Source organism: Primorskyibacter aestuariivivens (genome assembly GCF_028023675.1).
GTDB lineage: Bacteria > Pseudomonadota > Alphaproteobacteria > Rhodobacterales > Rhodobacteraceae > Marinovum > Marinovum aestuariivivens.
Map to the genome: position 1 here is coordinate 338,969 of NZ_JAQIOZ010000003.1, position 24,475 is coordinate 363,443.

At 62.5% G+C, this 24,475-nt stretch carries 21 protein-coding genes; 10 read left to right on the forward strand and 11 right to left on the reverse strand.

Features of this window, described 5'->3' with window-relative positions:
• Position 1 precedes the first annotated feature (1 nt).
• Positions 2–2,053 carry a 3'-5' exonuclease gene (locus PGB28_RS03720; protein ID WP_271420137.1) on the forward strand — a complete coding sequence of 684 codons (2,052 nt, stop codon included), beginning with the start codon at positions 2–4 and terminating at the stop codon, positions 2,051–2,053.
• 305 nt (positions 2,054–2,358) lie between these two features.
• Here PGB28_RS03720 and PGB28_RS03725 read toward each other — a convergent pair whose 3' ends face one another.
• The 10 genes from PGB28_RS03725 to PGB28_RS03770 form a co-directional block, all read right to left on the reverse strand.
• The gene (locus PGB28_RS03725; protein WP_271420138.1) at positions 2,359–4,545 is read right to left on the reverse strand and encodes a 3-hydroxyacyl-CoA dehydrogenase NAD-binding domain-containing protein; all 2,187 of its coding nucleotides are present in this window, start codon (positions 4,543–4,545) and stop codon (positions 2,359–2,361) included.
• 128 nt (positions 4,546–4,673) lie between these two features.
• Complete coding sequence (locus PGB28_RS03730; RefSeq protein ID WP_271420139.1) at positions 4,674–5,168, reverse strand: hypothetical protein; 495 nt, start codon at positions 5,166–5,168, stop codon at positions 4,674–4,676.
• Between the two features lie 74 nt (positions 5,169–5,242).
• Positions 5,243–5,668, reverse strand: coding sequence for a hypothetical protein (locus tag PGB28_RS03735; protein ID WP_271420140.1), 426 nt, complete (start codon positions 5,666–5,668; stop codon positions 5,243–5,245).
• 3 nt (positions 5,669–5,671) lie between these two features.
• Positions 5,672–6,883 (reverse strand): acetyl-CoA C-acetyltransferase, encoded by a 1,212-nt coding sequence (locus PGB28_RS03740; protein ID WP_271420141.1) that lies wholly within the window; start codon positions 6,881–6,883, stop codon positions 5,672–5,674.
• Between the two features lie 28 nt (positions 6,884–6,911).
• The gene (locus tag PGB28_RS03745; RefSeq protein WP_271420142.1) at positions 6,912–7,550 is read right to left on the reverse strand and encodes a glutathione S-transferase family protein; all 639 of its coding nucleotides are present in this window, start codon (positions 7,548–7,550) and stop codon (positions 6,912–6,914) included.
• 343 nt (positions 7,551–7,893) lie between these two features.
• Positions 7,894–9,027: an acyl-CoA dehydrogenase family protein gene (locus tag PGB28_RS03750; protein ID WP_271420143.1), complete on the reverse strand. Its 1,134-nt coding sequence runs from the start codon at positions 9,025–9,027 to the stop codon at positions 7,894–7,896.
• A 12-nt stretch (positions 9,028–9,039) separates the two neighbouring features.
• A complete protein-coding gene (locus PGB28_RS03755; RefSeq protein WP_271420144.1) occupies positions 9,040–9,252 on the reverse strand; it encodes a hypothetical protein in 213 nt (70 codons plus the stop codon).
• Between the two features lie 45 nt (positions 9,253–9,297).
• Positions 9,298–11,070, reverse strand: a complete 1,773-nt coding sequence (locus PGB28_RS03760) for an acyl-CoA dehydrogenase C-terminal domain-containing protein (protein WP_271420145.1) — start codon at positions 11,068–11,070, stop codon at positions 9,298–9,300.
• A 46-nt stretch (positions 11,071–11,116) separates the two neighbouring features.
• On the reverse strand, positions 11,117–11,518 hold the full coding sequence (locus PGB28_RS03765; RefSeq protein WP_271420146.1) for a MerR family transcriptional regulator: 402 nt from the start codon (positions 11,516–11,518) through the stop codon (positions 11,117–11,119).
• A 199-nt stretch (positions 11,519–11,717) separates the two neighbouring features.
• On the reverse strand, positions 11,718–12,098 hold the full coding sequence (locus tag PGB28_RS03770; RefSeq protein ID WP_271420147.1) for a MerR family transcriptional regulator: 381 nt from the start codon (positions 12,096–12,098) through the stop codon (positions 11,718–11,720).
• Between the two features lie 194 nt (positions 12,099–12,292).
• Between PGB28_RS03770 and PGB28_RS03775 the strand changes: the two genes are divergently transcribed.
• Genes PGB28_RS03775 through PGB28_RS03785 form a run of 3 tightly spaced genes read left to right on the forward strand, consistent with a single transcriptional unit; the run spans position 12,293 to position 14,579 of the window.
• Positions 12,293–12,724, forward strand: a complete 432-nt coding sequence (locus tag PGB28_RS03775; RefSeq protein ID WP_271420148.1) for a PaaI family thioesterase — start codon at positions 12,293–12,295, stop codon at positions 12,722–12,724.
• Between the two features lie 36 nt (positions 12,725–12,760).
• Positions 12,761–13,267 (forward strand): PaaI family thioesterase, encoded by a 507-nt coding sequence (locus PGB28_RS03780; RefSeq protein ID WP_271420149.1) that lies wholly within the window; start codon positions 12,761–12,763, stop codon positions 13,265–13,267.
• A complete protein-coding gene (locus tag PGB28_RS03785) occupies positions 13,260–14,579 on the forward strand; it encodes an MATE family efflux transporter (protein WP_271420150.1) in 1,320 nt (439 codons plus the stop codon). Before PGB28_RS03780 ends, PGB28_RS03785 begins: the two co-directional genes overlap by 8 nt.
• On the opposite strand, the gene tpiA is transcribed toward PGB28_RS03785, so the two are convergent.
• Positions 14,576–15,331, reverse strand: a complete 756-nt coding sequence (gene tpiA / locus PGB28_RS03790) for a triose-phosphate isomerase (RefSeq protein WP_271420151.1) — start codon at positions 15,329–15,331, stop codon at positions 14,576–14,578. The genes PGB28_RS03785 and tpiA overlap by 4 nt on opposite strands.
• A 125-nt stretch (positions 15,332–15,456) precedes the next feature.
• Here tpiA and PGB28_RS03795 point away from each other — a divergent pair, with 125 nt between their 5' ends.
• The 6 genes from PGB28_RS03795 (at position 15,457) to glgA (ending at position 24,473) form a co-directional block, all read left to right on the forward strand.
• Positions 15,457–16,368 carry an isopenicillin N synthase family dioxygenase gene (locus tag PGB28_RS03795; RefSeq protein ID WP_271420152.1) on the forward strand — a complete coding sequence of 304 codons (912 nt, stop codon included), beginning with the start codon at positions 15,457–15,459 and terminating at the stop codon, positions 16,366–16,368.
• A 273-nt stretch (positions 16,369–16,641) separates the two neighbouring features.
• A complete protein-coding gene (locus PGB28_RS03800; RefSeq protein WP_271420153.1) occupies positions 16,642–16,938 on the forward strand; it encodes a DUF2934 domain-containing protein in 297 nt (98 codons plus the stop codon).
• Between the two features lie 153 nt (positions 16,939–17,091).
• The gene (locus PGB28_RS03805) at positions 17,092–19,491 is read left to right on the forward strand and encodes a glycogen/starch/alpha-glucan phosphorylase (RefSeq protein ID WP_271420154.1); all 2,400 of its coding nucleotides are present in this window, start codon (positions 17,092–17,094) and stop codon (positions 19,489–19,491) included.
• A gap of 44 nt (positions 19,492–19,535) precedes the next feature.
• Entirely contained in the window at positions 19,536–21,734 is a 2,199-nt protein-coding gene (gene glgB / locus PGB28_RS03810) for a 1,4-alpha-glucan branching protein GlgB (RefSeq protein WP_271420155.1), read from the forward strand.
• Between the two features lie 38 nt (positions 21,735–21,772).
• On the forward strand, positions 21,773–23,032 hold the full coding sequence (gene glgC / locus PGB28_RS03815) for a glucose-1-phosphate adenylyltransferase (RefSeq protein ID WP_271420156.1): 1,260 nt from the start codon (positions 21,773–21,775) through the stop codon (positions 23,030–23,032).
• A gap of 1 nt (position 23,033) precedes the next feature.
• Entirely contained in the window at positions 23,034–24,473 is a 1,440-nt protein-coding gene (glgA, locus tag PGB28_RS03820; RefSeq protein WP_271420157.1) for a glycogen synthase GlgA, read from the forward strand.
• The last annotated feature ends 2 nt before the right edge of the window (positions 24,474–24,475 follow it).

The following is a 24,475-nucleotide window of genomic DNA, read 5'->3' on the forward strand; positions in this document are numbered from 1 at the left end:
CATGTTTGCTGGCTGGTCGCTGCGTCTGCGTGTGTTTTTGTTTTTCGCGTTGCTGGGTCTGGCGTCTTTGGCGCTGATCGGGGCGGGGCTGTGGCTGGGCTATTCCCGGGCCGAAGGGCAACCGGACCTGGGTCCTTTCGTGCTGGGCGGTGCGGTGGCGGGCTTTGCGGTTCTGGGGCTGGTGACGTGGATCTGGCGTCTGTTCGACGAAAACCTCGCGCGACCGATGCAGGCGCTGGCGGCGCAGATGCGCGTGCTGGCCCAGTCGAACGAGGCCAAGCCGCTGAACGAAGAACAGACCAAATACCTTGGCGATCTGGCCCCTGCCGCCGCTTCCATTGCCGAGAAGCTCAGCCAGACGCGCAGCGACCTGACCCTTGCCATCCAGCGCGAAACCACCCGGCTCGCGGAAGAGAAAGAGCGGCTTGAAACGCTTTTGGCGGATGTGAATGCCGGTATCCTGCTCTGTTCCCGCGACCATAACGTGGTCTTTTACAACTCGGTGGCCCGCAATCTCCTGCAAGAGGGCAACGCGCCCCGTCTGAACCAGCCCGTCACCGGTTGTCTGCGCGAGGGGCCGCTCCTGCACGCTTACGAACGGCTCACGCTGGAAGGGTCGCAGCACACAGAGACCCAGTTTCTGTGCTCGACACCGGACGGCACGGCCATGTTCACCGCCACCATGCGGCTTGTGCCGCAGGGTAATGAACGCGGCGGCGGCTATGCGCTGACCTTGCGCGACGTGACCGCCGATATCGGGCTGCATGCCGAACGCGAGGCGCTGCTCAGTGACATGGTCGACGGGATGCGTCGCAAGGCCGCCAATCTCGACACATTGGTCAGCCTGCGCGAGGCGTCCGACGATCCCGTGGAACAGGCGCTGTTGCAGGAAACCCGCGACATGGCCCGCGCCGTGGACCGGTTCGGCCAGCGCTACAACGACACCACCGCAAGCTGGTGGCCGGTCGCTGATATCTCTTCGCGCGATTTGCTGGACTCTTTGCGCGCGCGGCTGCGCGGGGACGGTGTGAAATTCACCGCCGAACATGCGCCGCTTTCCGTGGCCTGTGACGGCTTCATGATCGTGTCGCTGATGGCGCATCTGGCGGGCAAGCTGAAAGACAACGGTTATCTGGAAGAGGTGGCCTTGAGCCTTGTCGAAGGGGACGAGGGCGAAGCGCTGATGCGGCTGGGATGGGAGGGCAACCCGCTGCCGCTGGGCGTGCTGGAGGGCTGGCTCGAGGAGCCGCTTGAGATGGGGCAGGCGGAACTGACCGGGCGCTATGTGCTGTCCCGCCACAGCACCGATATCTGGCCGGAATCCGAAGGCATCTGCGCCGCGATCTGCCTGCCGCTTCCGCGCACAGAGGAACGCGGCGATCACGACCTGCGCGGCGCGGTCTATGATTTTTCGCTGTTTGAAAAATCCCGCGTGGCGCGGCTGGCCGATACGCCGCTGGAGGATCTCAGCTACGTGGTTTTCGACACGGAAACCACCGGGCTTTTGCCAAGCCAGGGCGACGAGATCGTGCAGATCGCCGCGCTGCGCGTGGTGGGCGGCAAGCTTCTGGAGGCGGAACGGCTCGACGTTCTGGTCGATCCACGCCGCAACATTCCCGAAGCCTCGACCAAGGTGCATGGCATCACCGAGGCGATGGTCAAGGGCGCGCCGGGCATCGAGGTGGCGGGCAAGGACCTGCATGACTTTGCCCAGGGGTCCGTTCTGGTGGCCCATAACGCGCCGTTTGACATGGCGTTTTTCCACAAGCACGCGGACCTGATCGGGCGCGAGTTCGACAACCCGGTGCTGGATACGGTGCTGCTCTCGGCAGTGATCTTTGGCATCACCGAGGTCCATACGCTCGACGCGCTTTGTGAACGGCTGGGCGTGGTGATCCCGGAAAAGGACCGTCATACGGCCATGGGGGACACCTTGGCCACCGGCACGGTGTTCGTGCAGATGATGCAGATGCTCAAGGAGTTGGGTTACACCAGTTTCGGCGAAGTGCATGACGCGATGAAGAAACAGATGCGGCTTTACAAACGGAACTGACGGCAGGTTGGTTTTGAAAAAGCGCGCCCGCCGGGCGCACAGGTCGGTTTGCGTTCACGCCACGCAGGCGTTGGGGGATGTCATCCCCCAAACCCCCTGAGGATATTTGTCAGCCAGAGAAATAACCGAGCGTTAAGGTTAATGCGCCATCGTGGCGATGCGGTACAGGCGGGGACGCCGATGACCGCAGCCGGAGAAGCCCCCTGTGTCCTGTCGGAACAGGGGGTGGACCCTGTCAGGTCCGCTGTTTCTCTGGCTTTTTAAATATCCCCGCCGGAGGTAAGAAAGTTCCGGCGGGACGTGGATCAGGCGGCCTGTGCCTTGGGACCGAAGCGACCATAGAAGCTCTGGGTTTTCGACGCCATCTCGCGCAGCAGATCCGGGCAGGTGAAGCGCGCGCCATAGGCCTCGGTCAGCTGATCGCAGCGTTCGGCGGCATAGGGCGCGCCGATGATGTCGAGCCAGCTGAACGGGCCTCCGGACCAGGGCGCAAAGCCCCAGCCGAGGATCGCGCCCACATCGCCTTCGCGGATATCTTCCAGAACGCCCTCTTCCAGCGCGCGCACCGCTTCGAGCACTTGCGCGAAAAGCAGGCGGTGTTGCACTTCGATCAGGTCGGGTTGCTCTTTGGCAACCGGATATTGCGCGCGCAAGGCGCTGCTGATCCCGGTGCGTTTGCCCGCCTCGTCGTAGTCATAGAACCCGGCTTTGGCCTTGCGGCCCAGACGCCCCTGTTCCTCCATCCAGAAGATCACCGCGTCCACGGCGTCATCGGGGTAGGCATCCCCCATCGCGGCCTTGGTGGCGCGGGCGATCTTGGCGCCGAGGTCGATGGAGGTCTCATCAACAAGCTGCAGCGGCCCCAGCGGCATGCCGACCATCTTGGCGGCGTTCTCGATCAGCGCCGGTTCCACCCCTTCGGCGACCATGCGGATGCCTTCGTTGATATAGGGGATGATGCAGCGGTTGGCGTAGAAGAAGCGCGCGTCATTGACCACGATGGGCGTCTTGCGGATCTGGCGCACATAGTCCAGCGCCTTGGCCACGGCGCGGTCGCCGGTTTCGCGGCCCTTGATGATCTCGACCAGCATCATCTTTTCAACGGGTGAGAAGAAATGAATGCCGATGAACTGTTCCGGGCGTTTCGACGCCTTGGCCAGATCCGAGATCGGCAGGGTCGAGGTGTTGGTGGCAAAGATGCAGTCCTCGCCGATCACGGCCTCGACCTTTTGCGTGACCTCGGCCTTGATCTTCGGATCTTCGAACACCGCCTCGATGATCAGGTCGCAGCCTTCAAGCGCGGCATAATCCGTCGTGGCGGTGATCAGCGACAGAACCTGCTCTTTCTTTTCTTCGGTGGCTTTCTTGCGCTTGATCCCCTTGTCCATGTAATCGGCAGTATAGGATTTGCCGCGATCCGCGGCCTCCTGTTTCTGGTCGATCAGCACCACTTCGATGCCCGCCATGGCCGAGACCAGCGTGATCCCCGCGCCCATCATGCCCGCGCCCAGGACACCGAGTTTTTTCACCCGTTGGTCGGGGGCGTCGGGGCGGTTCGCGCCCTTTTCCAGCGCCTGTTTGTTGACGAAAAGCGACCGGATCATGGCAGAAGAAGAGGGGTTCATCAGTACATGGGTAAACCAGCGCGCCTCGATCCTGAGCGCCGTGTCAAAGGGCACCTGCGCCCCTTCATAGACCGCCGAGAGCAGCGCCTTGGCCGCCGGATAGACGCCCTTGGTCTTGCCGTTGACCATGGCGGATGCGCCCACAAAGGTCATGAAGCCCGCGGGGTGATAGGGCTCGCCGCCCGGCATCTTGTAGCCCTTTTCATCCCAGGGTTTGACGATCCTGGGCTCTGACAGGACCCATTCGCGCGCCGCAGAAACCGGATCGTCCACCACCTCGTCGATCAACCCGGCCATCTTGGCCTTTTTCGGATCGCTCAGCTTGCCCTCCAGCAGGAAGGGCGAGGCCGCCATCGCGCCCATCTTGCGCACCAGCCGCGTGGTGCCGCCCGCGCCGGGGAAGATACCGACCATGATCTCGGGCAGGCCGATCTTGGCCTTGGGGTTGTCGGCGGCAAAGATCCGGTGGCAGGCCAGCGGCAGTTCCAGCCCGATCCCAAGCGCCGTACCGGGCAGGGCGGCGGCGATGGGTTTGCCGCCCTTGTTCTTGTCGTCCATGCCGGCGCGCTCGATCTTGCGCAGCATCCTGTGGCCGTTCATAGTGAAGTCGAACAGCGCCTGCGCGGGCTCATCCCCGGCCTCGGCCCGGATCGTGGCCAGCGTGTTGAGATCCATGCCGCCCGCGAAATCCGGCTTGCCAGAGGTGATCACGATCCCCTTGACCGCGTCATCGGCCAGCGCATCGTCGATCAGATCATTGAGCAGCACCATCGACTCCCGGCTCATGACGTTCATGCTCTTGTCCGGCACGTCCCAGGTGATGATGGCAACGCCGTCGGCGTCCATGGTCATGGTGAAATCGGTCATGGTTCTCTCCGTTTCAGTCTGCGGTCGGGCATCGGCCCGGACGCAATTTGGGGCAGGGGCGTTGGGTGCCCCGGATGTGTGTGTCAGTCGTCTCGCGGTTCGGCAGCGCGGCGCAGGCCGCCGGATAATCAGACATGGCGCTCGGCTCCGGGTGGTGGGGTCGGCAGTCCGGCGCGTGCCTGAACTGCCCGGGCGCGGAGCTGTTCAGGGCTGAGGATCGTGCAATCGGAATTGCGAACCTCGGCGCGGATCTCGATCCCGCGCCATACCCCGCCTTCGCGTACCAGAACCTGATGGTTGACATACGGTGCCAGCGCGAAACTGCCGCCGCGCAGGACATAGGTGTCATGGCTTCCGTCGATGCGGTTGTCATGTTGCGGATGCCACCGGGCCTCGCGGGCAATCCGGTGAAATTCCTGTGCGCCCGAGCGGATCAGAAAGGCCCGGAAATCCTGGGCCGCCTTGATCACATCCTGCACCGTTTCCAGAAGGATCTCGGCATCCGTTGTGATCATGCGGTTCGGCACCGCAAGAAGATTGGCCAACGCGTCTTCATCAGCGGTCCAGACCGCCTGGCTTACCCGGTCAAGATGGTCCTGATAGATGGCCAATGCGTCGTCCATGCTCTGTCTTTCCTTCATGTCCTGTCCGGTGCCGGACCCTGTTTGTGCCGGTTCTTCCGGCAGGGCGGGATCGCCTATTCCAATGCCGTGGCTGGCCTGTCGATGGGCCAGTCTGAATTGCGCAGACCGCTTGTCACGCTGATGCAGCGCCAGTCGTCGCCCTGCAGCCGCAACTGCATGGAGGATGAAAACGGCGGCACCACGCGGCTCGCATCGGCCCGCAGCAATTCGGTTTCATAGAACCCCGCCATCAGCCCATCACCCAGCATGGACACGTCCCGGGCACTGCGCACCATATGGGTGATCCCGTAGCCCTCGATCATCCCGACCCAGGCATCGAAGCCTTGCCGCAGCTTGTCATCGCTGTCGATCATGAGCGTCGAACTGCGCGTGACAAGCATCAGCGGCAGTTCGATCGCATCGCGATAGGTCGCGTAATCATTGGCGAAAAACGTATCACCAATGCGGTCGAGCCAGGTCTGAAAGCACGGGGCGGGCACGGGTCAGACCCTTTCGATGATCGTCGCGGCCCCCATGCCGGAGGCAATGCACAGGGTCGCAAGCCCGGTGCCCTTGCCGGTGCGCTCCAGCTCATCAAGCAACGTGCCGATGATGATCGCCCCCGTAGCACCCAGCGGGTGGCCCATGGCGATGGAGCCGCCATTCACATTGACGACCGAGGGATCGACGTCAAAGGCCTGCTGGAAGCGCAGAACAACACTTGCAAACGCTTCGTTCACCTCGAACAGGTCGATATCCGAAATCGCCATGCCGCTGTCTTTCAATGCCTTTTCCGTGGCAGGCACCGGTCCGGTCAGCATGATGGTCGGATCGGTCCCGATCTTGGTGGTCTGGCGGATGCGGGCGCGGGGCTTCAGGCCGTGTTTCTCGCCAAACTCCTTCGATCCGATCAGAACCGCCGCCGCGCCGTCGACGATGCCCGACGAGTTGCCCGCGTGGTGGATATGATTGATCCGCTCCAGATGCGGGTATTTCATCAAGGCGACCTTGTCGAAACCGGGCATGGTCTCGCCCATGTCCTTGAAGGAGGCTTTGAGCGCGCCAAGGCTCTGCATATCGGTGCCGGGGCGCATATATTCGTCGCGGTCGAGAATGGGCAGCCCGTTCTGGTCGCGCACGGTGATGATGGATTTCTCGAACCGGTTGTCAGCCCAGGCTTCGGCCGCGCGGCGCTGGCTTTCGACGGCAAGCGCGTCGGCGTCGTCGCGGGTGAAACCGTATTCCGTGGCGATGATATCGGCGCTGATGCCTTGCGGCACGAAATAGGTCTCCATGGCAAGGCTCGGATCCACCGCAATCGCAGCGCCATCCGATCCCATGGCCACGCGGCCCATCATTTCCACGCCACCGGCGATATAAGCCTCGCCCGCGCCGCCGCGCACCTGGTTGGCGGCGAGGTTCACGGCCTCCATGCCAGAGGCGCAGAAGCGGTTGATCGCCAGTCCGGGGATCGATTCATCAAGGTCAGAGGCCAGCACGGCAGAGCGCGCAAGGCACCCGCCCTGTTCCTTGACCTGGGTGACATTGCCCCAGATCACATCCTCCACCGCATGGCCCTCAAGCCCGTTGCGATCTTTGAGCGCGTTAAGCGTGAGCGCCGAGAGGCGCAGCGAGGTCACCTCGTGCAGCGCGCCATCCTTGCGGCCCTTGCCGCGCGGGGTGCGCACGGTGTCATAGATATAGGCGTCGGTCATACTGCCTCCGTTCGTGTCAGGCTTCGTATTAGGCCCGGTCCGCAGGGGAGCCGGGCATCAGGTCATAAGGGTGTTTCCAGCCGTCCAGCGACTGGATGTTGGACAGCCAGCGGTCAATCTCGGGCCAGTCCGCGCGATCGAACCCGAAAGGCTCAGGGTAGAAGAGATAGCCGCAGCAGGAGAGATCGGCATTGGTGAGCGCATCACCAACGATCCAGTCGCGGCCCTGAAGATGTGCGTTCAAAACCGCATAGGCGGCCTTCAGTCGGCCCTGCAGAAAGCCGATCACCTCCGCCGGGCGTTTGTCCTCGGGCAGGAAATTCATCAGGAACCGGGTCATCCCAGCCTGTGAACTGAGCTTGTGATTGTCCCAGAACACCCAGCGCATCACCTCGCGCGCCTCCTCGGGAGTGGCCCCGCCGAACCGGCCGGATTTCTCGGTTACGTAGATCTGGATCACGCCGGACTGGGTGAGCTTCACGTCACCATCCACCATGACCGGCGCTTCGCCCATCTCGTTGATCTCGCTGCGATAAGCCTCAGAGCGGGTCTCACCGCCAAAGAAATCCACCTTGACCGGTTCCCAGTCCAGCCCGCTGAGCTCAAGCGACAGCGCCGCCTTGTAGGCATTGCCGGATTCGCCGAAGCAGTAGAGTTGAATGGTCATTGAGACCCCCCGAATGTTGCACTGGCCTGAGACGACAGGAGATGGGGGGCCAGCCCCGCCGCCATTGGCGCTCGGACCAATGGCGCTTCCATGACGGCCCCGCCGGAGTTTTGAGGGCAAGATGAAATCAGAGCCGGTTCACGATGCGTTAAGGTTAATGCGCCATGCTCGTCCTTGCGTCGCAGACTGGAGAGTTGAGCGGCGTGCAAGGTGAAGCCCTGCCTCGCTCCGGATGCCAATTGGCCAGCGCTCGGGGCAGGGTGAGCCCCTGCTCCTTCATCTTGCCAAATAAACTCCCGCCGGAGGCATCCGACATCAGCCATAGGTGCTGAGGCCCGGATCATCACAACCCCCTCGCAATCAGCTCTTTCATGATCTCGTTGGTGCCGCCATAGATCCGCTGCACCCGCGCGTCGGTCCACATCTCGGCCACCGCGTATTCCTGCATGAACCCATAGCCGCCATGCAGTTGCAGGCACTCGTCCAGAACTTCACCTTGGGTATCGGTCAGCCAGTATTTTGCCATCGCCGCCTTTTCGACGCTCAGCTTGCCTTCAAGGTGTTCCGCGATACAGGCATCGAGAAACGCCCGCGCCACGGTGGTCTTGGTCTGGCATTCCGCCAGCTTGAACCGGGTGTTCTGAAACTGTGTGAGCGGCCCGCCAAAGGCTTCGCGCTCCTTGCAATAGGCTATGGTGCGCTCCACCGCGCCTTCCATCGCGCCCACCGCGCCGCATCCGATGATCAGCCGTTCCTGCGGCAGCTGCTGCATCATCTGGTAGAAACCCCGGCCTTCCTCGCCGCCCAGCAGGTTCTCGGGCGGCAGTTCCACATTGTCGAAGAACAGCTCCGAGGTATCCGCCGCGTGGCAGCCGATTTTCTCAAGGTTGCGGCCACGCGCGAAACCTTCCGCGCCGTCGGTTTCCACCACCATGAGCGAGGTGCCTTTCGCGCCCTCGCTCGGGTCGGTCTTGGCCGCGACGATGATCAGATTGGCGTGCTGGCCATTGGTGATAAAGGTCTTTTGCCCGGTGAGGCGATAGGCGTTGCCCTCGCGGATCGCGCGGGTCTTGATCGCCTGCACGTCCGATCCCGCCGAGGGTTCGGTCATCGCCAAAGCGCCCACCAATTCCCCGGACACCATCTGGGGCAGCCAGCGTTTTTTCTGCTCTTCCGAGCCGTAGGCCAGGATGTAATGCGCGACGATGCCGGAATGGATGCCATTGCCCCAGGACGCCAGATTGCCGCGCGAGGCTTCCAGCAGGATCACCGCCTCATGGCCGAAATCGCCGCCCGCGCCGCCATATTCCTCGGGGATCGAGGGGCAGAGCAGTCCAAGCGCGCCGGCCTGAGCCCAGGTTTCGCGGTCCATCTCGCCCTGTTTGCGCCAGCGCTCGAACTGCGGTGCCCACTCCTCTGCGATGAACTTGCGGGTCATCTCGCTGAGCATCTGGTGCTCGTCTGTCATCCAGCTCATGCTCTCTCTCCCTCAGCGCTTGCGCGCCTCCAACTCAGAGTTGAACAGACGCAAGCGGTGCGTCAACGCCTCGTCATCGGTGATGCTGTCGAAATGCTCAAAGACAAAGGACAGTGCCTCGCCCTCGTCCAGCCCGGCCTCCTGCGCGAAGCGACGCAGGCGGCGATAGCCATCCTCGGTCATGGCTGCGTTGAACCGTCGGGTCAGGCGAAAACGTTTCGGCATCACTCCTCCCAGAGCGTAGGGTGGGCATTTCTGCCCACCATGGCTTCAGAAATTCGCCGCCTCCAGCGCCATCACCGGGTCTGCGCCCGACTGGATGCGTGCCAGATGCGTGGCGGTCATCGGAAGCTGACGTTGCATGTAATAGCGCGCCGTGGCCAGCTTTGTTTCATGGAACGCTGCGTCGCTGTCGCCCGCCGCCAGCGCATCGAGCGAAGCCCGCGCCATGCGCGCCCACATCAGGCCCAGACAGACATGGCCGAAAAGATGCATGAAGTCATAAGACCCCGCCAGCGCCGCATTGGGGTTCTTCATGCCGTTCTGCATGAAGAACATGCCCGCGGCCTGCAGGTCCTTGGACGCGGCTTTCAGCGGCTCGATGAAATCACTCATCTCCTCGCCGTCATTCTCCTTGCAGAAACCTTTCACCATCTCAAAGAACGCCATCACATGCTTGCCGCCATCCTGCGCCAGCTTTCGGCCCACAAGGTCCAGCGCCTGCACGCCGTTCGCGCCCTCGTAGATCATCGCAATCCGCGCATCGCGGGCAAATTGCGACATGCCCCATTCCTCGATATATCCATGCCCGCCATAGACCTGTTGGGCGGCGGTGGCCATTTCGAACCCCTTGTCGGTCAGGAAGCCCTTGATCACCGGGGTCATGAGCGAGATCAGGCCGTCCGCCTCCGCATCCTCGTTGCGATGCGCGCGGTCAATCAGACTTGCGCCCCAGAAGGCAAAGGCGCGCGCGCCTTCGACGAAAGATTTCTGGTCCATCAGGTTGCGGCGGATATCGGGATGCACGATCAGCGGATCGGCCGGGCCATCGGGGTTTTTCGCGCCGGTCACGTCGCGCCCCTGCAGCCGGTCATTGGCGTATTCCAGAGCGTTCTGATAGGCGACCGAGGCCTGTGCATAGCCCTGCAGGCCCACGCCGATCCGCGCCTCGTTCATCATGGTGAACATGGCGCGCATGCCTTTGTGCTCTTCGCCCAGAAGATACCCCGTCGCCTCGTCATAGTTCATGACGCATGTGGAATTGCCGTGAATGCCCATCTTTTCTTCGATCTTGCCGACGGACACCGCGTTGCGTTCGCCAAGGCTGCCATCCTCGTTCACAAGGAATTTGGGCACGATGAAGAGCGACACGCCCTTGATCCCCTCCGGTCCGCCGGGGATTTTCGCCAGTACAAGGTGAATGACATTCTCGCTCATGTCGTGGTCACCGGCAGAGATAAAGATCTTCTGCCCCGTCACCTTGTAGCTGCCATCATCCTGCGGTTCCGCCTTGGTCCGCATCAGCCCCAGATCGGTGCCGCAATGCGGTTCGGTCAGGTTCATGGTGCCGGTCCACTCGCAGCTGACCATCTTTGGCAGATAGGTCTCTTTCTGCGCGTCCGACCCATGCGCATGGATCGCGGAATAGGCCCCGTGGGTCAGGCCGGGATACATGTTGAACGCCATATTGGCCGAGGACATCATCTCGCCCACCGCCGTGGCCACCAGATAGGGCAGGCCCTGACCGCCATAATCCGGGTCACAATCCAGCGCCGTCCAGCCGCCCTCGCGCATCTGGTCAAAAGCCTCTTTGAACCCTTTGGGCGTGCGCACCACGCCGTTTTCCAGCACGCAGCCTTCGCTGTCGCCCACCGCATTAAGCGGCTGCAACACGTCGCGCGCGATCTTGCCCGCTTCTTCCAGCACGGCCCCCGTGAAATCCCGGTCCAGCTCGTCATAGCCCGGCACATCCTGCTGAGGCGCTTTCAGCACGTCGTGCAGGATGAATTGCATATCCTTGGTCGGCGGCGTGTAACTCGGCATTGAAATCTCCGTCAGAAGTCAAAAGACGCGGGCTTGGGGCAGGGGTTTATTCTGCCGCCCGCTTGGTGGCGTTCATGGAGGCAAGCATTTTTTCCCCCCATTTCATCTGTTCCTTGAGCTCGTCGATGGCCTCGTCCAGCTCGGCGCGCTGGCGTTCCATATCGGCCAGACGGTCCTGGGCGATCTCATAGGTTTTTTTCAGCTGGGTCTGCTGCTGGTCGCCCAGGTGATACAGGTCGAGCAGCTGGCGGATTTCTTCCAGCGAAAAGCCAAAGCGCTTGCCGCGCAGGATCAGCTTGAGCCGCGCGCGGTCTCGTTTGGTGAAGAGACGCTTTTGCCCCTCGCGAATGGGAAACAGAAGCTCCTTGGCCTCGTAAAAGCGCAATGTGCGCGGTGTGACGTCATAAGCGTCGCACATTTCCCGAATGGTCATGGTTTTCTCAGTCATGGCTATACCTCAGTCCTGTGAGTGACTGGGGCAAAGTTGCGTATCCTGAGGCGACCCTACAATGGGAATTTACGTTGACGTAACTCATACGCGACGTCACTTTAACGTTGACGTAAGATCAAGCAACGTAAACCCGGTGTTTGTGAAACTTTTGTAAAACAACCTGCGCGCTCAAAACGTTTTGAGGGTCAGGAACTCCTTACCCGGCCTTGTTTTCAAGCGTCCGCGCGGTCGAATCGCGCAATTCGCCAAGCTCCGAGATGGCCGCATCAAGCTGTTCTTTCTGCTCGGCCAGCGCCGCAAGCTGGCGGTCGGCCATTTCGATGAACACCTGCATCTGGGTTTCGGTGCCTTCGTGATCATAGATCAGCAACCACTGGCGCAGTTCTTCGAGCGAAAAGCCAAAACGCCGTCCGCGCATGATCAATTCCATGCGGGCAATCTCGCGGGCGTGGTAAAAGCGCGAACGACCTTCGCGTTCGGGCGAGAGCAGTTCGATATACTCGTAATACCGCAGCGTCCGGGGGGTGACATCGAACCGGGCGCACATTTCCTTGAAACTCAGCCTTGTGTCGCTCATGCCATCCCCTCATGCGCGGACGTGCCCCCGGGTCGGGGCACGAATTTTCGAAAATTCGTGCAAAATTCATGGATGAATTTTGGTCGCTCCGGAACCAGACTAGGCAATGGCGATGGGCGGTGCAAGTTGCACCGGGCGGGTTGCCAATGGCCACCCGGCCAACGCATACAGTTCAGGACAGGAACGGAGGCCCCATGGCGCATGACAAGAACGACTTCGCCCGCCAGTTCATCGAGGCGATCCCGCATTCCAAGGAATTGGGGATGAAGGTGACGCTGATCGAGAATGGCGAGGCCGAAATCACCATGCCTTATGACAAACGTTTCGTCGGCGATCCCAAGACCGGCGTGATTCATGGCGGCGCGGTCTCGGCGCTGATGGATACTTGCGGCGGCACGGCGGTGATTTCGCATCCCGATGTGCCCGGACCCACCGCCACGATCGACCTGCGCATTGATTACATGCGCGCCGCCACGCCGGGTCAGGGGATCACCGCGCGCGCCACCTGTTATCATGTGACCCGCTCCGTCGCCTTTGTCCGCGCCACCGCCTATGACGAGGATTTCGACCGTCCCGTCGCCACCGCAACCGGTGCCTTTACCGTCGACCGTTCCAATAAATCGTAGGCGCGCGATTTGCCCGCCAACCCGGAAGGCCATGCCATGCCCCATCCCGCCCGCGAACCCCTGCAACAGGTCAAGCAACGCCGCGACGCCGCCCTGCGCGCCTTGGCCGATGGCATTCCCTACGCGCAATATCTCGGTATCAGCTTTGACCGGCGCGGCGATGAACTGACCGCTGTGCTGCCCTTTGATAACAAGCTGATCGGCAACCCGATGCTGCCCGCGCTGCATGGCGGTGTCACGGCGGCCTTTCTGGAGGTGGCGGCCATTGTCGGGCTGAGCTGGTCCTACCTGTGGGAAGATATGGAATCGGGTGCGCTCTCGCTTGAATCGCTGGAGGCCGGAGACCTGCCGCGCCTGCCCAAGACCATCGATTTCACCGTGGATTACCTGCGCTCCGGCCTGCCGCGCGACAGCTATGCACGGGCCAAGGTGACCCGCTCGGGTCGGCGCTACGCGTCGGTGCATGTAGAGGCCTGGCAGGACAACCGCGACCGGCCCCATGCCCAGGCCACCGGGCATTTCATGATGCCGGCCCGTGGCTGAACCGACCCCGCTGAGCCATGGGCGCGTGTTGAAAATCGCGCTTCCGATCCTGTTGGCCAGCGTCACAACGCCGATCCTTGGCGTCGTGGATACCGGCGTCGTGGGCCAGATCCCCGAGCCAGAGCCCATCGCCGCGGTGGGTGTCGGTGCCGTCATCCTGTCGGCTGTCTACTGGGTGTTCGGCTTTCTGCGCATGGGCACCACCGGGCTGACGTCTCAGGCCGTGGGGCAGGGCAATCGCGCCGAGGTCGCGGCGCTGCTGACCCGGTCGCTCATGATCGGGCTGGCGGGCGGGGGTGTCTTTATCCTGATCCAGCCGCTGATCTACTGGGGCGCGTTGGAGGTCTCGCCCGCCTCCGCCGAAGTCGACGACATGGCCCGCGGCTACATGATGATCCGCATCTGGTCGGCCCCCGCCGTCATTTCGATCTATGGCATCACCGGCTGGCTCATCGCGCAGGAGCGTGGCCGCGCGGTGCTGGCGCTGCAGCTTTGGATGAACGGCGTGAATATCGTGCTCGATCTGGTCTTTGTGCTGGGCTTTGGCTGGGGCGTCGAAGGCGTGGCGATTGCCACCTTCATTGCAGAATGGTCGGGGCTCGCCATGGGGCTGTGGCTCTGCCGCGCGGCGTTTCGCCACCCGTGCTGGCGCGACTGGGCGCGGGTTTTTGACCGGGTGAAACTGAAACGCATGGCGGTGGTCAATACCGACATCATGATCCGCTCGCTGCTTTTGCAGGCGATCTTTGTCAGCTTCCTGCTCTATGGTGGGCGGTATGGCGATGTGACGCTGGCCGCCAATCAGGTGCTGCTGCAATTCCTGCATGTGACGGGCTACGCGATGGACGGTTTCGCCTTCGCCGCCGAGGCGCTTGTGGGGCAGGCCTTTGGCGCGCGGGCGGTGGCGCGCCTGCGTCGCGCGGCACTTCTCGCAACCTTCTGGGCCATGGTCGCGGCGCTGATCATGACGTTGGGCTTCTGGCTGCTCGGGCCATGGCTCATCGACACCATGACCCGCGCGCCCGAGGTCCGCGAAGCCGCGCGCACCTATCTGCCCTGGATGATCGCCGCGCCGCTGATGCAGATCGGGCTGGTCATGTTGGACGGCATCTTTATCGGCGCGACCCGCTCGGCGGATATGCGCAACATGATGGCGCTGGCGGCGGCGTGTTACCTGCTGGCGGTCTGGCTGCTGACCCCGGCGCTGGGCAATCACGGGCTGTGGCTGGCGCTGCATGTGAGCTTTGCCGCCCGTGGCCTGAGCCTTTTGGCGCGCTACCCGTCATTGGAGCGCGCCGCGCTGCGGGTCTAGTCGGCGCTTGCGTCAAGCGCGTCGATGATCGGACCGAAATCTTCCGGTTTCAGGCTGGCACCACCTACCAAAGCACCATCCACATTGGAGACCGCAAAGATCTCAGTCGCGTTGCCCGGCTTGACCGAGCCGCCATAAAGAATGCGCACCGACCGGCCCACACCTGCGCCAAAGCGGCGTTCCAGACGCGCGCGGATAAAATCATGCACTTCGCCGATCTGATCGGTGGTCGGGACCTTGCCGGTGCCGATGGCCCAGATCGGTTCATAAGCGATCACCAGCGTATGACCGGTGACCCCATCCGGGATCGATCCTGCCAACTGCCCGCCGATGATGTCCAGCGTGTTGGCGGCCTCGCGCTCGCCAAGGCTTTCGCCCACACAGATCACCGCGACCAGCCCCGCATCCAGCGCCGCGCGCGCCTTGTTGCGCACGTCCTCGTCGCTCTCGCCATGGTCCTCGCGCCGCTCAGAGTGGCCGATGATCACAAACTCCGCGCCCGCGTCCTTGAGCATCTGTGCCGAGACATCTCCGGTATGTGCGCCCGAGACCTCGGCATGGCAATCCTGGCCGCCCACGGCAATGGCGCTGCCTGCCACGGTATCGGCGGCGCGGCTCAAAAGGGTTGCCGGAGGGCAGATCAGAACTTCGCTTTTGGCCGCACCGTGGTTTTGGGCCAAGGTGGCGAGTCGCTCAAGCTCGGCCGAAGTTCCGTTCATTTTCCAGTTGCCTGCGGCGAGCTTGCGTCTCATGTCACGTCCTCTTGAAAAGTTTGCGCTATCATTGCCGGGACGGACCAAAGGTCAACCCCGCTTGCGCGCCGGCCCGCTTGCACCCCAAACTGAGCCAGATATACGGGGCGGCAAGGAGAGCCGCCATGATCCCGATGATTGATGCCCGTGCGCTTGCCGCCGGTGACCCGGAGACGCTGACCCGTCTGCGCGACGCTGCCCATGATGTGGGCTTTCTCACCCTGAGCAACACCGCGCTGACCCGCGCGCGCGTCGAGGAGGTGATTGCCGCCTATCGCCGGTTCTTTCAATATCCGCTGGCCGAGAAAGAGGCGGTCGACATGGCCCGCACCGGGGCCAATCGCGGCTGGGGCGCGCCGCAGAGCGAACAGGTCGATCCGGACGCCAATCCCGATTACAAACAGGTCTTCGACTGCGGTTTCGAACTGGCCTCCGATGATCCGCTGCGCGCCGAAGGCCTGGCCGTCTATGCCGACAATCTCTGGCCTGAGGGGCACGAGAATTTCCGCCGCGAGGTGCAGGCCTATTACCGCGACGCGCTGGGCGTTTCGATGGAGATGCTGCGAGCCATCGCCCGGGCCATTGGCGCGCCGTCCGATTACTTCGACGACAAATTCACCCGGCCCATGGCGTTGCTCAGGGGCAATTATTACCCGGAACGTCCCGATTGGGCCGGCGACAAGGATTTCGGCATTGCGGCGCATACCGACTATGGCTGCCTGACGCTGCTGGCCACGGACGGCGTGCCGGGGCTTGAGGTGCTGGGCCGGGATGGCGGGTGGATTCCGGTGACGGCCGAGCCCGGAACCTTTGTGATCAATTTCGGCGAAATGCTGGAAATGTGGACCGAGGGGCGCGTGAAGGCGACGCTGCACCGGGTGCGCGGTTCGGCGCAGGAACGCATCTCGGTGCCGATGTTCTTCAATCCCAATCACGATGCCAATGTCGCCCCGCACGGGTCTGACAAGGTGATCCGGGCGGGGGACCATTTGGCGAAACGGTTCCGGGAAACCTATGTCCACCTGAAAACGTCCTAGCGGCCAAACCGGCGCGATTCTGGTTCTGCGGGCATGGTACGGCGCATGTCTCGAAGTCTCGAACGTTTCCCCGTGGTCGTGAGACCCCGCCTGTGTCGGGCGGCGCATGGATCAATTCTGTAGTCATTACAACAGCTCAGCGGCAGCGTGATGCGTGGATGCATCACGGCTTTTGCGGCCCTGTTCCGAACTGTTGTGCATTCGCAGAAACGACCGTATATGTTAGCGCTATCAATTCAAGGCATTTATATGCCCCCGAACCGAGGACGTGACATGACGCAAACACATCTGGATGAAGCGCAGATCCGCGAAGCCGCCTATTATTTCTGGCTCGAAGACGGCCAGCCCGAAGGCATGGATCAGGCGCATTGGCTCAAGGCCATTGACGCGCTGACCCCGGCCAAACCCAAGCGTAAGGCCGCAACCAAAGCGGCCCCGAAGGCCAAAGCGGCCGCAAAACCAGCGGCCAAGAGCAAAGCCAAAGCGGCCCCCAAGACCGCGACTGCCGATAAAGCCAAATCCGCGCCGAAACGCGCCAGCCGCGCCAAGGCGAAAACCGCGGCCAAGTAAACCCTGTGAACCGATATCGAAACCGGATGCGTGCCCGCCCGCATGCATCAGGTTTCGTTTAAGGCCGGGGCGCTTCGGCTTGCACCTTTGGCTCAAGTGATATCCAGTATCCGTTCTTACACGGCGTTCACGCGCGCAACGAAAAAGAGTGACATGATCGAACCGAACCAGTCCATGATGCAGGCCGACGCGCTGCAATCCGATATCTCCCGGCACCTGAAGTTCTCGCTCGGCAAGGATGCCGAACATGCGAGCCTTTATGACTGGCGCGTGTCCGTGTCACTGGCCCTGCGTGACCGGGTTGTCGAGCCGTGGTTTGCCTCCACCCGCAAGACCTATGAGGGCAAGCACAAGCGCGTGTGCTACCTGTCGATGGAGTTTCTGATCGGGCGGCTGATCGAAGACGTCATGATCAATCTCGGCGTTCAGGATCAGGTGCGCGAGGCGCTTTCTGCGCTGGGTCAGGATTATGACGCGGTTGTTGCCGATGAGCCCGACGCGGCGCTGGGCAATGGCGGGCTGGGCCGGTTGGCCGCGTGTTTCATGGACAGTCTTTCGACGCTGGAAATCCCGGCCTATGGCTACGGGATCCGCTATGAACACGGGCTGTTCGAGCAGCATTTCAGCGATGGGCAGCAGATGGAGATTGCCGAACGCTGGCTGGAGCAGCGCCATGTCTGGGAGTTTGAGCGCCCCGAAGTGGCCTATGAGATCGGCTTTGGCGGTCATGTGAGCGAAGAGGGTGGCAAACCCGTCTGGACCCCGGGTGAACGGGTGCTGGCCACGGCCTTTGACACCCCCACCGTGGGCTGGAAGGGCAAATGGGCCAACACGCTGCGCCTGTGGGATGCAAGGCCCGTGGATGTCTTCGATCTGGCCAGCTTCAACCGTGGCGACTATGTCGCGGCCAACACGCCCGAGCGGCTGGCGCGCACGATCACCCGCGTGCTCTATCCCGATGACACCACCGAAAGCGGCAAGGAACTGCGCCTGAAACAGGAGTATTTCTTTACCGCCGCCTCAATTCAGGACCTGTTGCGCCGCTTCCTGTCCGAGGGCTATGATATCGCGGAACTGCCCGACCACGTGGCGATCCAGCTCAATGATACACATCCGGCCATCGCCGGTCCGGAACTGGTGCGGCTCTTGGTGGATACCCACGGGCTGGAGATGGATGCGGCGATTGATCTGGCGCGCGAGACGCTGGCCTATACCAACCACACGCTGTTGCCCGAAGCGCTGGAAGCCTGGCCCGAGGATCTGTTCGGTCGCATCCTGCCGCGCCATCTCGACATCATCCGCGCCATTCAGGACCGCCACCTGCGCGACACCGGGTCGGATATCCGCATTCTGGACCACGGCAATGTGCGTATGGGCGAACTGGCCTTTATCATGGCACACAAGGTCAACGGGGTCTCGGCGCTGCATTCGGGGCTGGTCAGGGAGACGGTCTTTGCCGATCTCGACAAACTCTATCCCGACCGCATCGTGAACCAGACCAACGGCATCACGCCGCGCCGCTGGCTCTATTCCTGCAACCCGGCGCTGCGCGATCTGATCACGGACACCATCGGCACGAAATGGCATCAGGATCTGGCCCATCTGGCCGATCTGGAGCCGCATCTGGACGATGCCGGGTTTCAGGAAGCGTTCCGCGCGGCCAAAACCGCCAACAAGGACCGGCTTGCCGCGTGGCTCAAGGCGCGCCATGACGTGAGCATCGACACCTCGGCGCTGTTTGATGTGCAGATCAAGCGCATCCACGAATACAAGCGCCAGCATCTGAACATTCTTGAGACCATCGCGCTCTGGGCCGAAATCCGTGACAACCCGAACGGGGACTGGACCCCGCGCGTCAAGCTGTTCGGCGGCAAGGCCGCGCCCGGCTATGTCTTTGCCAAGTCGATCATCCGCCTGATCAATGATGTGGCCCGCACCATCAACGCAGACCCGGTCACCCGCGAACTTTTGCAGGTGGTCTATCCGGAAAACTACAATGTCTCGATGGCGGAACTGCTGATCCCGGCCTCTGACCTGTCGGAACAAATCTCGACCGCAGGCAAGGAAGCGTCAGGGACGGGCAACATGAAACTGTCACTGAACGGCAGCCCGACCATCGGCACGCTGGACGGGGCCAATGTGGAAATCCGCGACCATGTGGGCGAAGACAACTTCTTCCTGTTTGGCCTGACCGCGGCCGAGGCACAGGCGACGCGCGAAGAGCCGGGTTTCTCACACCGCGCCATCGCCGCCAGCCCGCGTTTGCAACGCGCGCTGGGTCTGATTGCGCAAGGCGTGTTCTCGGACGGCGACACGCATCGCTACGACGACATCCTGCATAACCTGCATGAACATGACTATTTCCTCGTGACCTGCGATTTCGACGATTATTTCGCAAAACAGCGGGAAGTTGATAGGGTCTATCAGGACACCACTCTTTGGACCCGCATGGCGGCGGCCAACACGGCGCGCATGGGGTGGTTTTCGTCGGATCGGACGATTGCCGGATATGCGCGCGACATCTGGAACGTGGAATCAGTCAACAAAGCCTGACACCGGGTCAAAACCGGGGCAGGGGATAAACGGGGGGCTTAGGCATGATCGACACGCTGGACGCTGACAAGATCACATCAGGCACACATGCCGACCCTTTTTCCGTTCTGGGTATGCATCTTGTGGACGGGCGCCCAACGCTCCGGGTCTATCACCCGGACGCGGATGGCGTAGACGTTCTGGACGCCAAGACCGGCCGCAAGGTGGTGTCGCTAGACCGGATGCCGGAATATCCCGGCCTGTTCACCGGCACCGCCACGCGGCGCAAGAACGCGTTTGCCTATCGCCTGCGCTTCACCAAGGGCGACCATGTCTGGGAGATGCAGGACCCCTATATGTTCGGCCCGGTTCTGGGCGAGATGGATGAACACCTGATCGCCGAGGGCGCGCATCTCAATCTCTGGCAGGTGCTTGGCGCGCATGTGATGGAGCATGAAGGCGCGACCGGCACGCATTTCGCCGTCTGGGCGCCCAATGCGGCCCGCGTGTCCGTGGTGGGGGACTTCAATGCATGGGATGGCCGCCGTAACCCGATGCGCCTGCGCGGGGCGACGGGTGTCTGGGAAATCTTCATTCCGGACATTGGCGATGGCGAGCCGTATAAATACGAACTGCTGGACCGCAACGGGCATCTTTTGCCGCAAAAGGCGGACCCGTTCGGCTTTGGCGCGGAACACCCGCCCAAGACTGCCTCGGTCGTGCGGCAATTGGACGGCCATGTCTGGTCCGACGCGTCGTGGATGTCCAGACGCGAGGCCCTGCACCGCATTGATCAGCCGATTTCGGTCTACGAGGTACATCTGGGCTCGTGGAAACGTGTCCCGGACGAGGGCAACCGCCCGCTGTCCTATCTTGAGCACGCGCAGGAACTGGTGGGCTACGCCAAGGACATGGGTTTCACCCATATCGAGCTGATGCCGGTATCCGAGTTTCCCTTTGACGGCTCATGGGGCTATCAGCCCGTCGGGCTCTACGCCCCAACCATCCGCCACGGCACCCCCGAGGAATTCCGCGCCTTTGTCGAAGCCTGCCACGCGGCGGGTCTGGGCCTGATCCTCGACTGGGTGCCGGGGCATTTCCCCGAGGATGCCCATGGGCTTGGCAAATTCGACGGCACGCCGCTGTATGAGCATGCCGACCCGCGCGAAGGGTTCCACCCGGACTGGAACACGCTGGTCTACAATTACGGGCGGCGCGAGGTGTCGAATTACCTTGTTGCCAATGCGCTTTACTGGCTGCGCGAGCATCACATCGACGGGCTGCGCGTGGATGCGGTGGCCTCGATGCTCTATCGCGATTATTCGCGCAAAGACGGTGAATGGATCCCCAACGAACATGGCGGGCGCGAAAACCTCGAGGCCATCGCCTTCATGCAGCGCGCCAATACCGTGGCCTATGGCGAAGCGCCCGGCGTGATGACCATTGCCGAGGAATCAACCGCCTTTCCGGGCGTCAGTGCGCCCGCGGACAGTGGCGGGCTGGGCTTTGGCTTCAAATGGAACATGGGCTGGATGAACGACACCCTGTCCTACATGCAACAGGACCCGATCCACCGCAAATACCATCATCACAAGATGACATTCGGGCTGCATTACGCCTTTTCTGAAAACTTCGTGCTGCCGATCAGCCACGACGAGGTGGTGCATGGCAAAGGCTCGATGATCGACAAGATGCCTGGGCAGGGCGACGAGAAATTCGCCAATCTGCGTGCCTATTACGGGTTCATGTGGGGCCATCCGGGCAAGAAGCTGTTGTTCATGGGCTGCGAATTTGCCCAAGGGGTGGAATGGAACCACGATGCCAGCCTTGACTGGCACCTGCTGGATGTCGCGCCGCACACGGGCATGCAGGCGCTGATCCGCGATCTGAACGCGGTCTATCGCGACACACCGGCGCTGCACCAGCTTGATTGCAGGCCTGAAGGCTTCGAGTGGGTCGAAGAGGGTGCGGCAGATGAATCGATCCTCGCCTGGATCCGCAAGGGCAAAGCCGATGCCGCCCCGGTCCTCGTGGTGAGCAATTTCACCCCCGTGGAGCGCAGCGCGCGCCGCATCGGTGTGCCCGAAGCGGGGCGCTGGGTCGAGAAACTGAACACGGACGCGGCCATCTATGGCGGAGGCGACCGGGGCAATATGGGCTTCAAGGACAGTGAACAGATCGCCGCATCGGGGCGGGCGCATTCGCTGTCACTGACATTACCGCCACTGTCGACACTGATTTTCGAGCTGCAACGCGGATCGTGACGCCGGATGGGCAAACAGACTGCTTGGGAGGAGTAGACATGGACAGAGAATCTCAGCGCCTTGCGCAAAACACGATGGCGTTCGTGCTGGCCGGGGGACGCGGCAGCCGATTGCACGAGCTGACCGACATCCGCGCCAAACCGGCGATGTATTTCGGTGGCAAGACCCGGATCATCGACTTTGCGCTGTCCAACGCGGTCAATTCCGGCATTCGCCGCATCGGCGTGGCCACCCAGTACAAGGCGCATTCGCTGATCCGCCACCTGCAACGGGGCTGGAGCTTCTTTCGCGCCGAACGCAATGAATCGCTGGATATCCTGCCCGCCTCGCAACAGCTCAACAATGAGAACTGGTACAAGGGCACAGCGGATGCCGTGACCCAGAATATCGACATCATTCGCGGCTATGGCCCGAAATACATCATCATCCTCGCCGGTGATCACATCTATAAACAGGACTATTCGCTGATGCTCCGCCATCACGTGGATAGCGGCGCCGATGTGACCGTGGGCTGTATCGAGGTGCCGCGCCAAGAGGCCACGGCCTTTGGCGTGATGAAGGTGGACGAAAGCGACCGGATTCTGGATTTCGTCGAAAAGCCCGCCGATCCGCCCGCCATGCCGGGCCACCCCGATCAGGCCCTGGCCAGCATGGGCATCTACGTGTTCGAGGCCGAATACCTGTATGACCTGCTGCGCAAGGATGCCGCCAATCCCGACTCCAGGAACGATTTCGGCGGCGATATCATTCCGGCGATCGTGCGTGATGGCAAAGCCGTGGCGCATCCCTTCAGCCGTTCCTGCGTGCGCTCGGGGCTTGAGGAAGAGGCCTATTGGCGCGATGTGGGCACGGTGGATGCCTTCTGGCAGGCCAATGTGGACCTGACCGATTTCAAGCCGGAACTGGACCTCTATGATAACACATGGCCGATCTGGACCTATTCGGAACTGACGCCCCCGGCCAAGTTCATCCACAACGAAGAGGGCCGCAAGGGTCACGCCGTGTCGTCCATGGTGTCGGGCGGCTGCATCATCTCCGGCTCGAAACTGGACCGCTGCCTGCTCTTTACCGGGGTCAGGACGCGCTCCTTTGCCGAGCTCGAAGGCGTGGTGGCCATGCCCTATGTCGAGATCGGGCGGAATGCGCGGATCAAGAACGCGGTGATCGACCGGGGCGTGAAGATCCCCGAAGGTCTGGTTGTCGGCGAAGACGCCAAGGCCGATGCCGCACGCTTCCGGCGCACCGACAATGGCATCTGCCTGATCACCCAACCGATGATCGACAAGCTGGACGGTTGACATGAACCTGCTCTTCGTCGCCTCGGAATGCGCGCCTTTCGTCAAGACCGGCGGGCTGGCCGATGTCATCGGCGCGGTGCCCAAGGCGCTGGGCGCGCAAGGCGCCAGCGTGCGGGTGCTGATCCCGGCCTACCCGGCGCTTGCAAGCGTGGTCGAGGGCGCGCGCGAGGTCCTGCGTTTTGACGATCTGTTCGGCGGTCCGGCGCGCGTGGTTGCGGCGCATGCCGAGGGGCTGGACATGCTGCTGCTGGTTGCGCCGCATCTTTATGACCGGGCGGGCAGCATTTACCTTGGCCCGGACGGGCAGGACTGGCCGGACAATGACCTGCGCTTTGCTGCCCTTTCGCTGGCGGGCGCGCGCGTGGCGGTGGACGGGATCGAAGGCTGGCAGCCGGACGTGATCAACGCCCATGACTGGCAGGCCGGGCTGGTGCCCGCCTATCTGCGCCAGATGGACAACGCCACGCCGGTGGTGATGACCATCCACAATATCGCCTTTCAGGGCCTGTTCGATGCCACCCGCCTCGCGGCGCTTGGCCTGCGCTCGGACCTCTTTACGCCCGAGGGGATCGAATATTACGGCAGGATCGGCTTCCTGAAGGCGGGGCTTGCCCTGTCGGACAAGATTACCACCGTTTCGCCGACCTATGCCGCGGAACTGCTGACGCCGGAATTCGGCATGGGGTTGGAGGGACTGCTGGCCAGCCGTCAGGGTGACCTTGTGGGCATCCTGAACGGGATCGACCTGGACGCGTGGAACCCCGCCACCGATGGCGATCTGGTCGCCAATTACACAACCGAGGCGCTGGACGGAAAAGCGGCGAACAAGGCGGAAATCCAGTCGCGCTTTGCGCTGTCCCCAGGTAACGGGCCGTTGTTCTGCGTGGTCAGCCGCCTGACGTCGCAAAAGGGGTTGGACATGCTGCTGGACTGCCTGCCCGGTCTGGTGGAACAGGGCGGCAGGCTGGCCCTACTTGGCTCGGGCGAACCGGGGCTGGAACGCGCCTTTGTCGAGGCAACCCGGCAGTTCCCCGGCGCGGTAGGGTGCATCATCGGCTATGACGAAGCGCTTTCGCACCTGTTGCAGGGCGGCAGCGATGCGATCCTGATCCCGTCGCGCTTTGAACCTTGCGGGCTGACCCAGCTTTACGGGCTGCGCTATGGCACGCTGCCGGTGGTGGCGCGGACCGGCGGGCTGGCCGACACGGTGATCGACGCGAACGAAGCCGCGCTGCTGGCAGGTTGCGCCACCGGGGTACAGTTCGCCCCGGTCACCTCCACGATGCTGGGCCATGCGATTGCACGGACCTGCGCGCTTTATGCGCAGTCTGATACCTGGACCGGCATGATGCGCCGCGCAATGGGCCACCCGGTGGGCTGGGACCTGTCGGCGGCGGCCTATCTGGACGTCTATCGATCCGCATTGCAGCGCCAGGGGTAAGT

Excerpts from the sequence above, each read along its gene's own strand:
- PGB28_RS03800 (WP_271420153.1), top strand. The coding sequence starts at position 16,642 with ATGACGCAAACACATCTGGATGAAGCGCAGATCCGCGAAGCCGCCTAT.
- PGB28_RS03720 (WP_271420137.1), top strand. The coding sequence starts at position 2 with ATGTTTGCTGGCTGGTCGCTGCGTCTGCGTGTGTTTTTGTTTTTCGCG.
- PGB28_RS03760 (WP_271420145.1), bottom strand. The coding sequence starts at position 11,070 with ATGCCGAGTTACACGCCGCCGACCAAGGATATGCAATTCATCCTGCAC.
- glgB (WP_271420155.1), top strand. The coding sequence starts at position 19,536 with ATGATCGACACGCTGGACGCTGACAAGATCACATCAGGCACACATGCC.
- PGB28_RS03740 (WP_271420141.1), bottom strand. The coding sequence starts at position 6,883 with ATGACCGACGCCTATATCTATGACACCGTGCGCACCCCGCGCGGCAAG.
- PGB28_RS03755 (WP_271420144.1), bottom strand. The coding sequence starts at position 9,252 with ATGCCGAAACGTTTTCGCCTGACCCGACGGTTCAACGCAGCCATGACC.
- PGB28_RS03750 (WP_271420143.1), bottom strand. The coding sequence starts at position 9,027 with ATGAGCTGGATGACAGACGAGCACCAGATGCTCAGCGAGATGACCCGC.
- PGB28_RS03795 (WP_271420152.1), top strand. The coding sequence starts at position 15,457 with ATGATCCCGATGATTGATGCCCGTGCGCTTGCCGCCGGTGACCCGGAG.
- PGB28_RS03730 (WP_271420139.1), bottom strand. The coding sequence starts at position 5,168 with ATGGACGACGCATTGGCCATCTATCAGGACCATCTTGACCGGGTAAGC.
- PGB28_RS03770 (WP_271420147.1), bottom strand. The coding sequence starts at position 12,098 with ATGAGCGACACAAGGCTGAGTTTCAAGGAAATGTGCGCCCGGTTCGAT.
- PGB28_RS03780 (WP_271420149.1), top strand. The coding sequence starts at position 12,761 with ATGCCCCATCCCGCCCGCGAACCCCTGCAACAGGTCAAGCAACGCCGC.
- PGB28_RS03775 (WP_271420148.1), top strand. The coding sequence starts at position 12,293 with ATGGCGCATGACAAGAACGACTTCGCCCGCCAGTTCATCGAGGCGATC.
- tpiA (WP_271420151.1), bottom strand. The coding sequence starts at position 15,331 with ATGAGACGCAAGCTCGCCGCAGGCAACTGGAAAATGAACGGAACTTCG.
- PGB28_RS03725 (WP_271420138.1), bottom strand. The coding sequence starts at position 4,545 with ATGACCGATTTCACCATGACCATGGACGCCGACGGCGTTGCCATCATC.
- glgA (WP_271420157.1), top strand. The coding sequence starts at position 23,034 with ATGAACCTGCTCTTCGTCGCCTCGGAATGCGCGCCTTTCGTCAAGACC.
- PGB28_RS03745 (WP_271420142.1), bottom strand. The coding sequence starts at position 7,550 with ATGACCATTCAACTCTACTGCTTCGGCGAATCCGGCAATGCCTACAAG.
- PGB28_RS03765 (WP_271420146.1), bottom strand. The coding sequence starts at position 11,518 with ATGACTGAGAAAACCATGACCATTCGGGAAATGTGCGACGCTTATGAC.
- PGB28_RS03805 (WP_271420154.1), top strand. The coding sequence starts at position 17,092 with ATGATCGAACCGAACCAGTCCATGATGCAGGCCGACGCGCTGCAATCC.
- glgC (WP_271420156.1), top strand. The coding sequence starts at position 21,773 with ATGGACAGAGAATCTCAGCGCCTTGCGCAAAACACGATGGCGTTCGTG.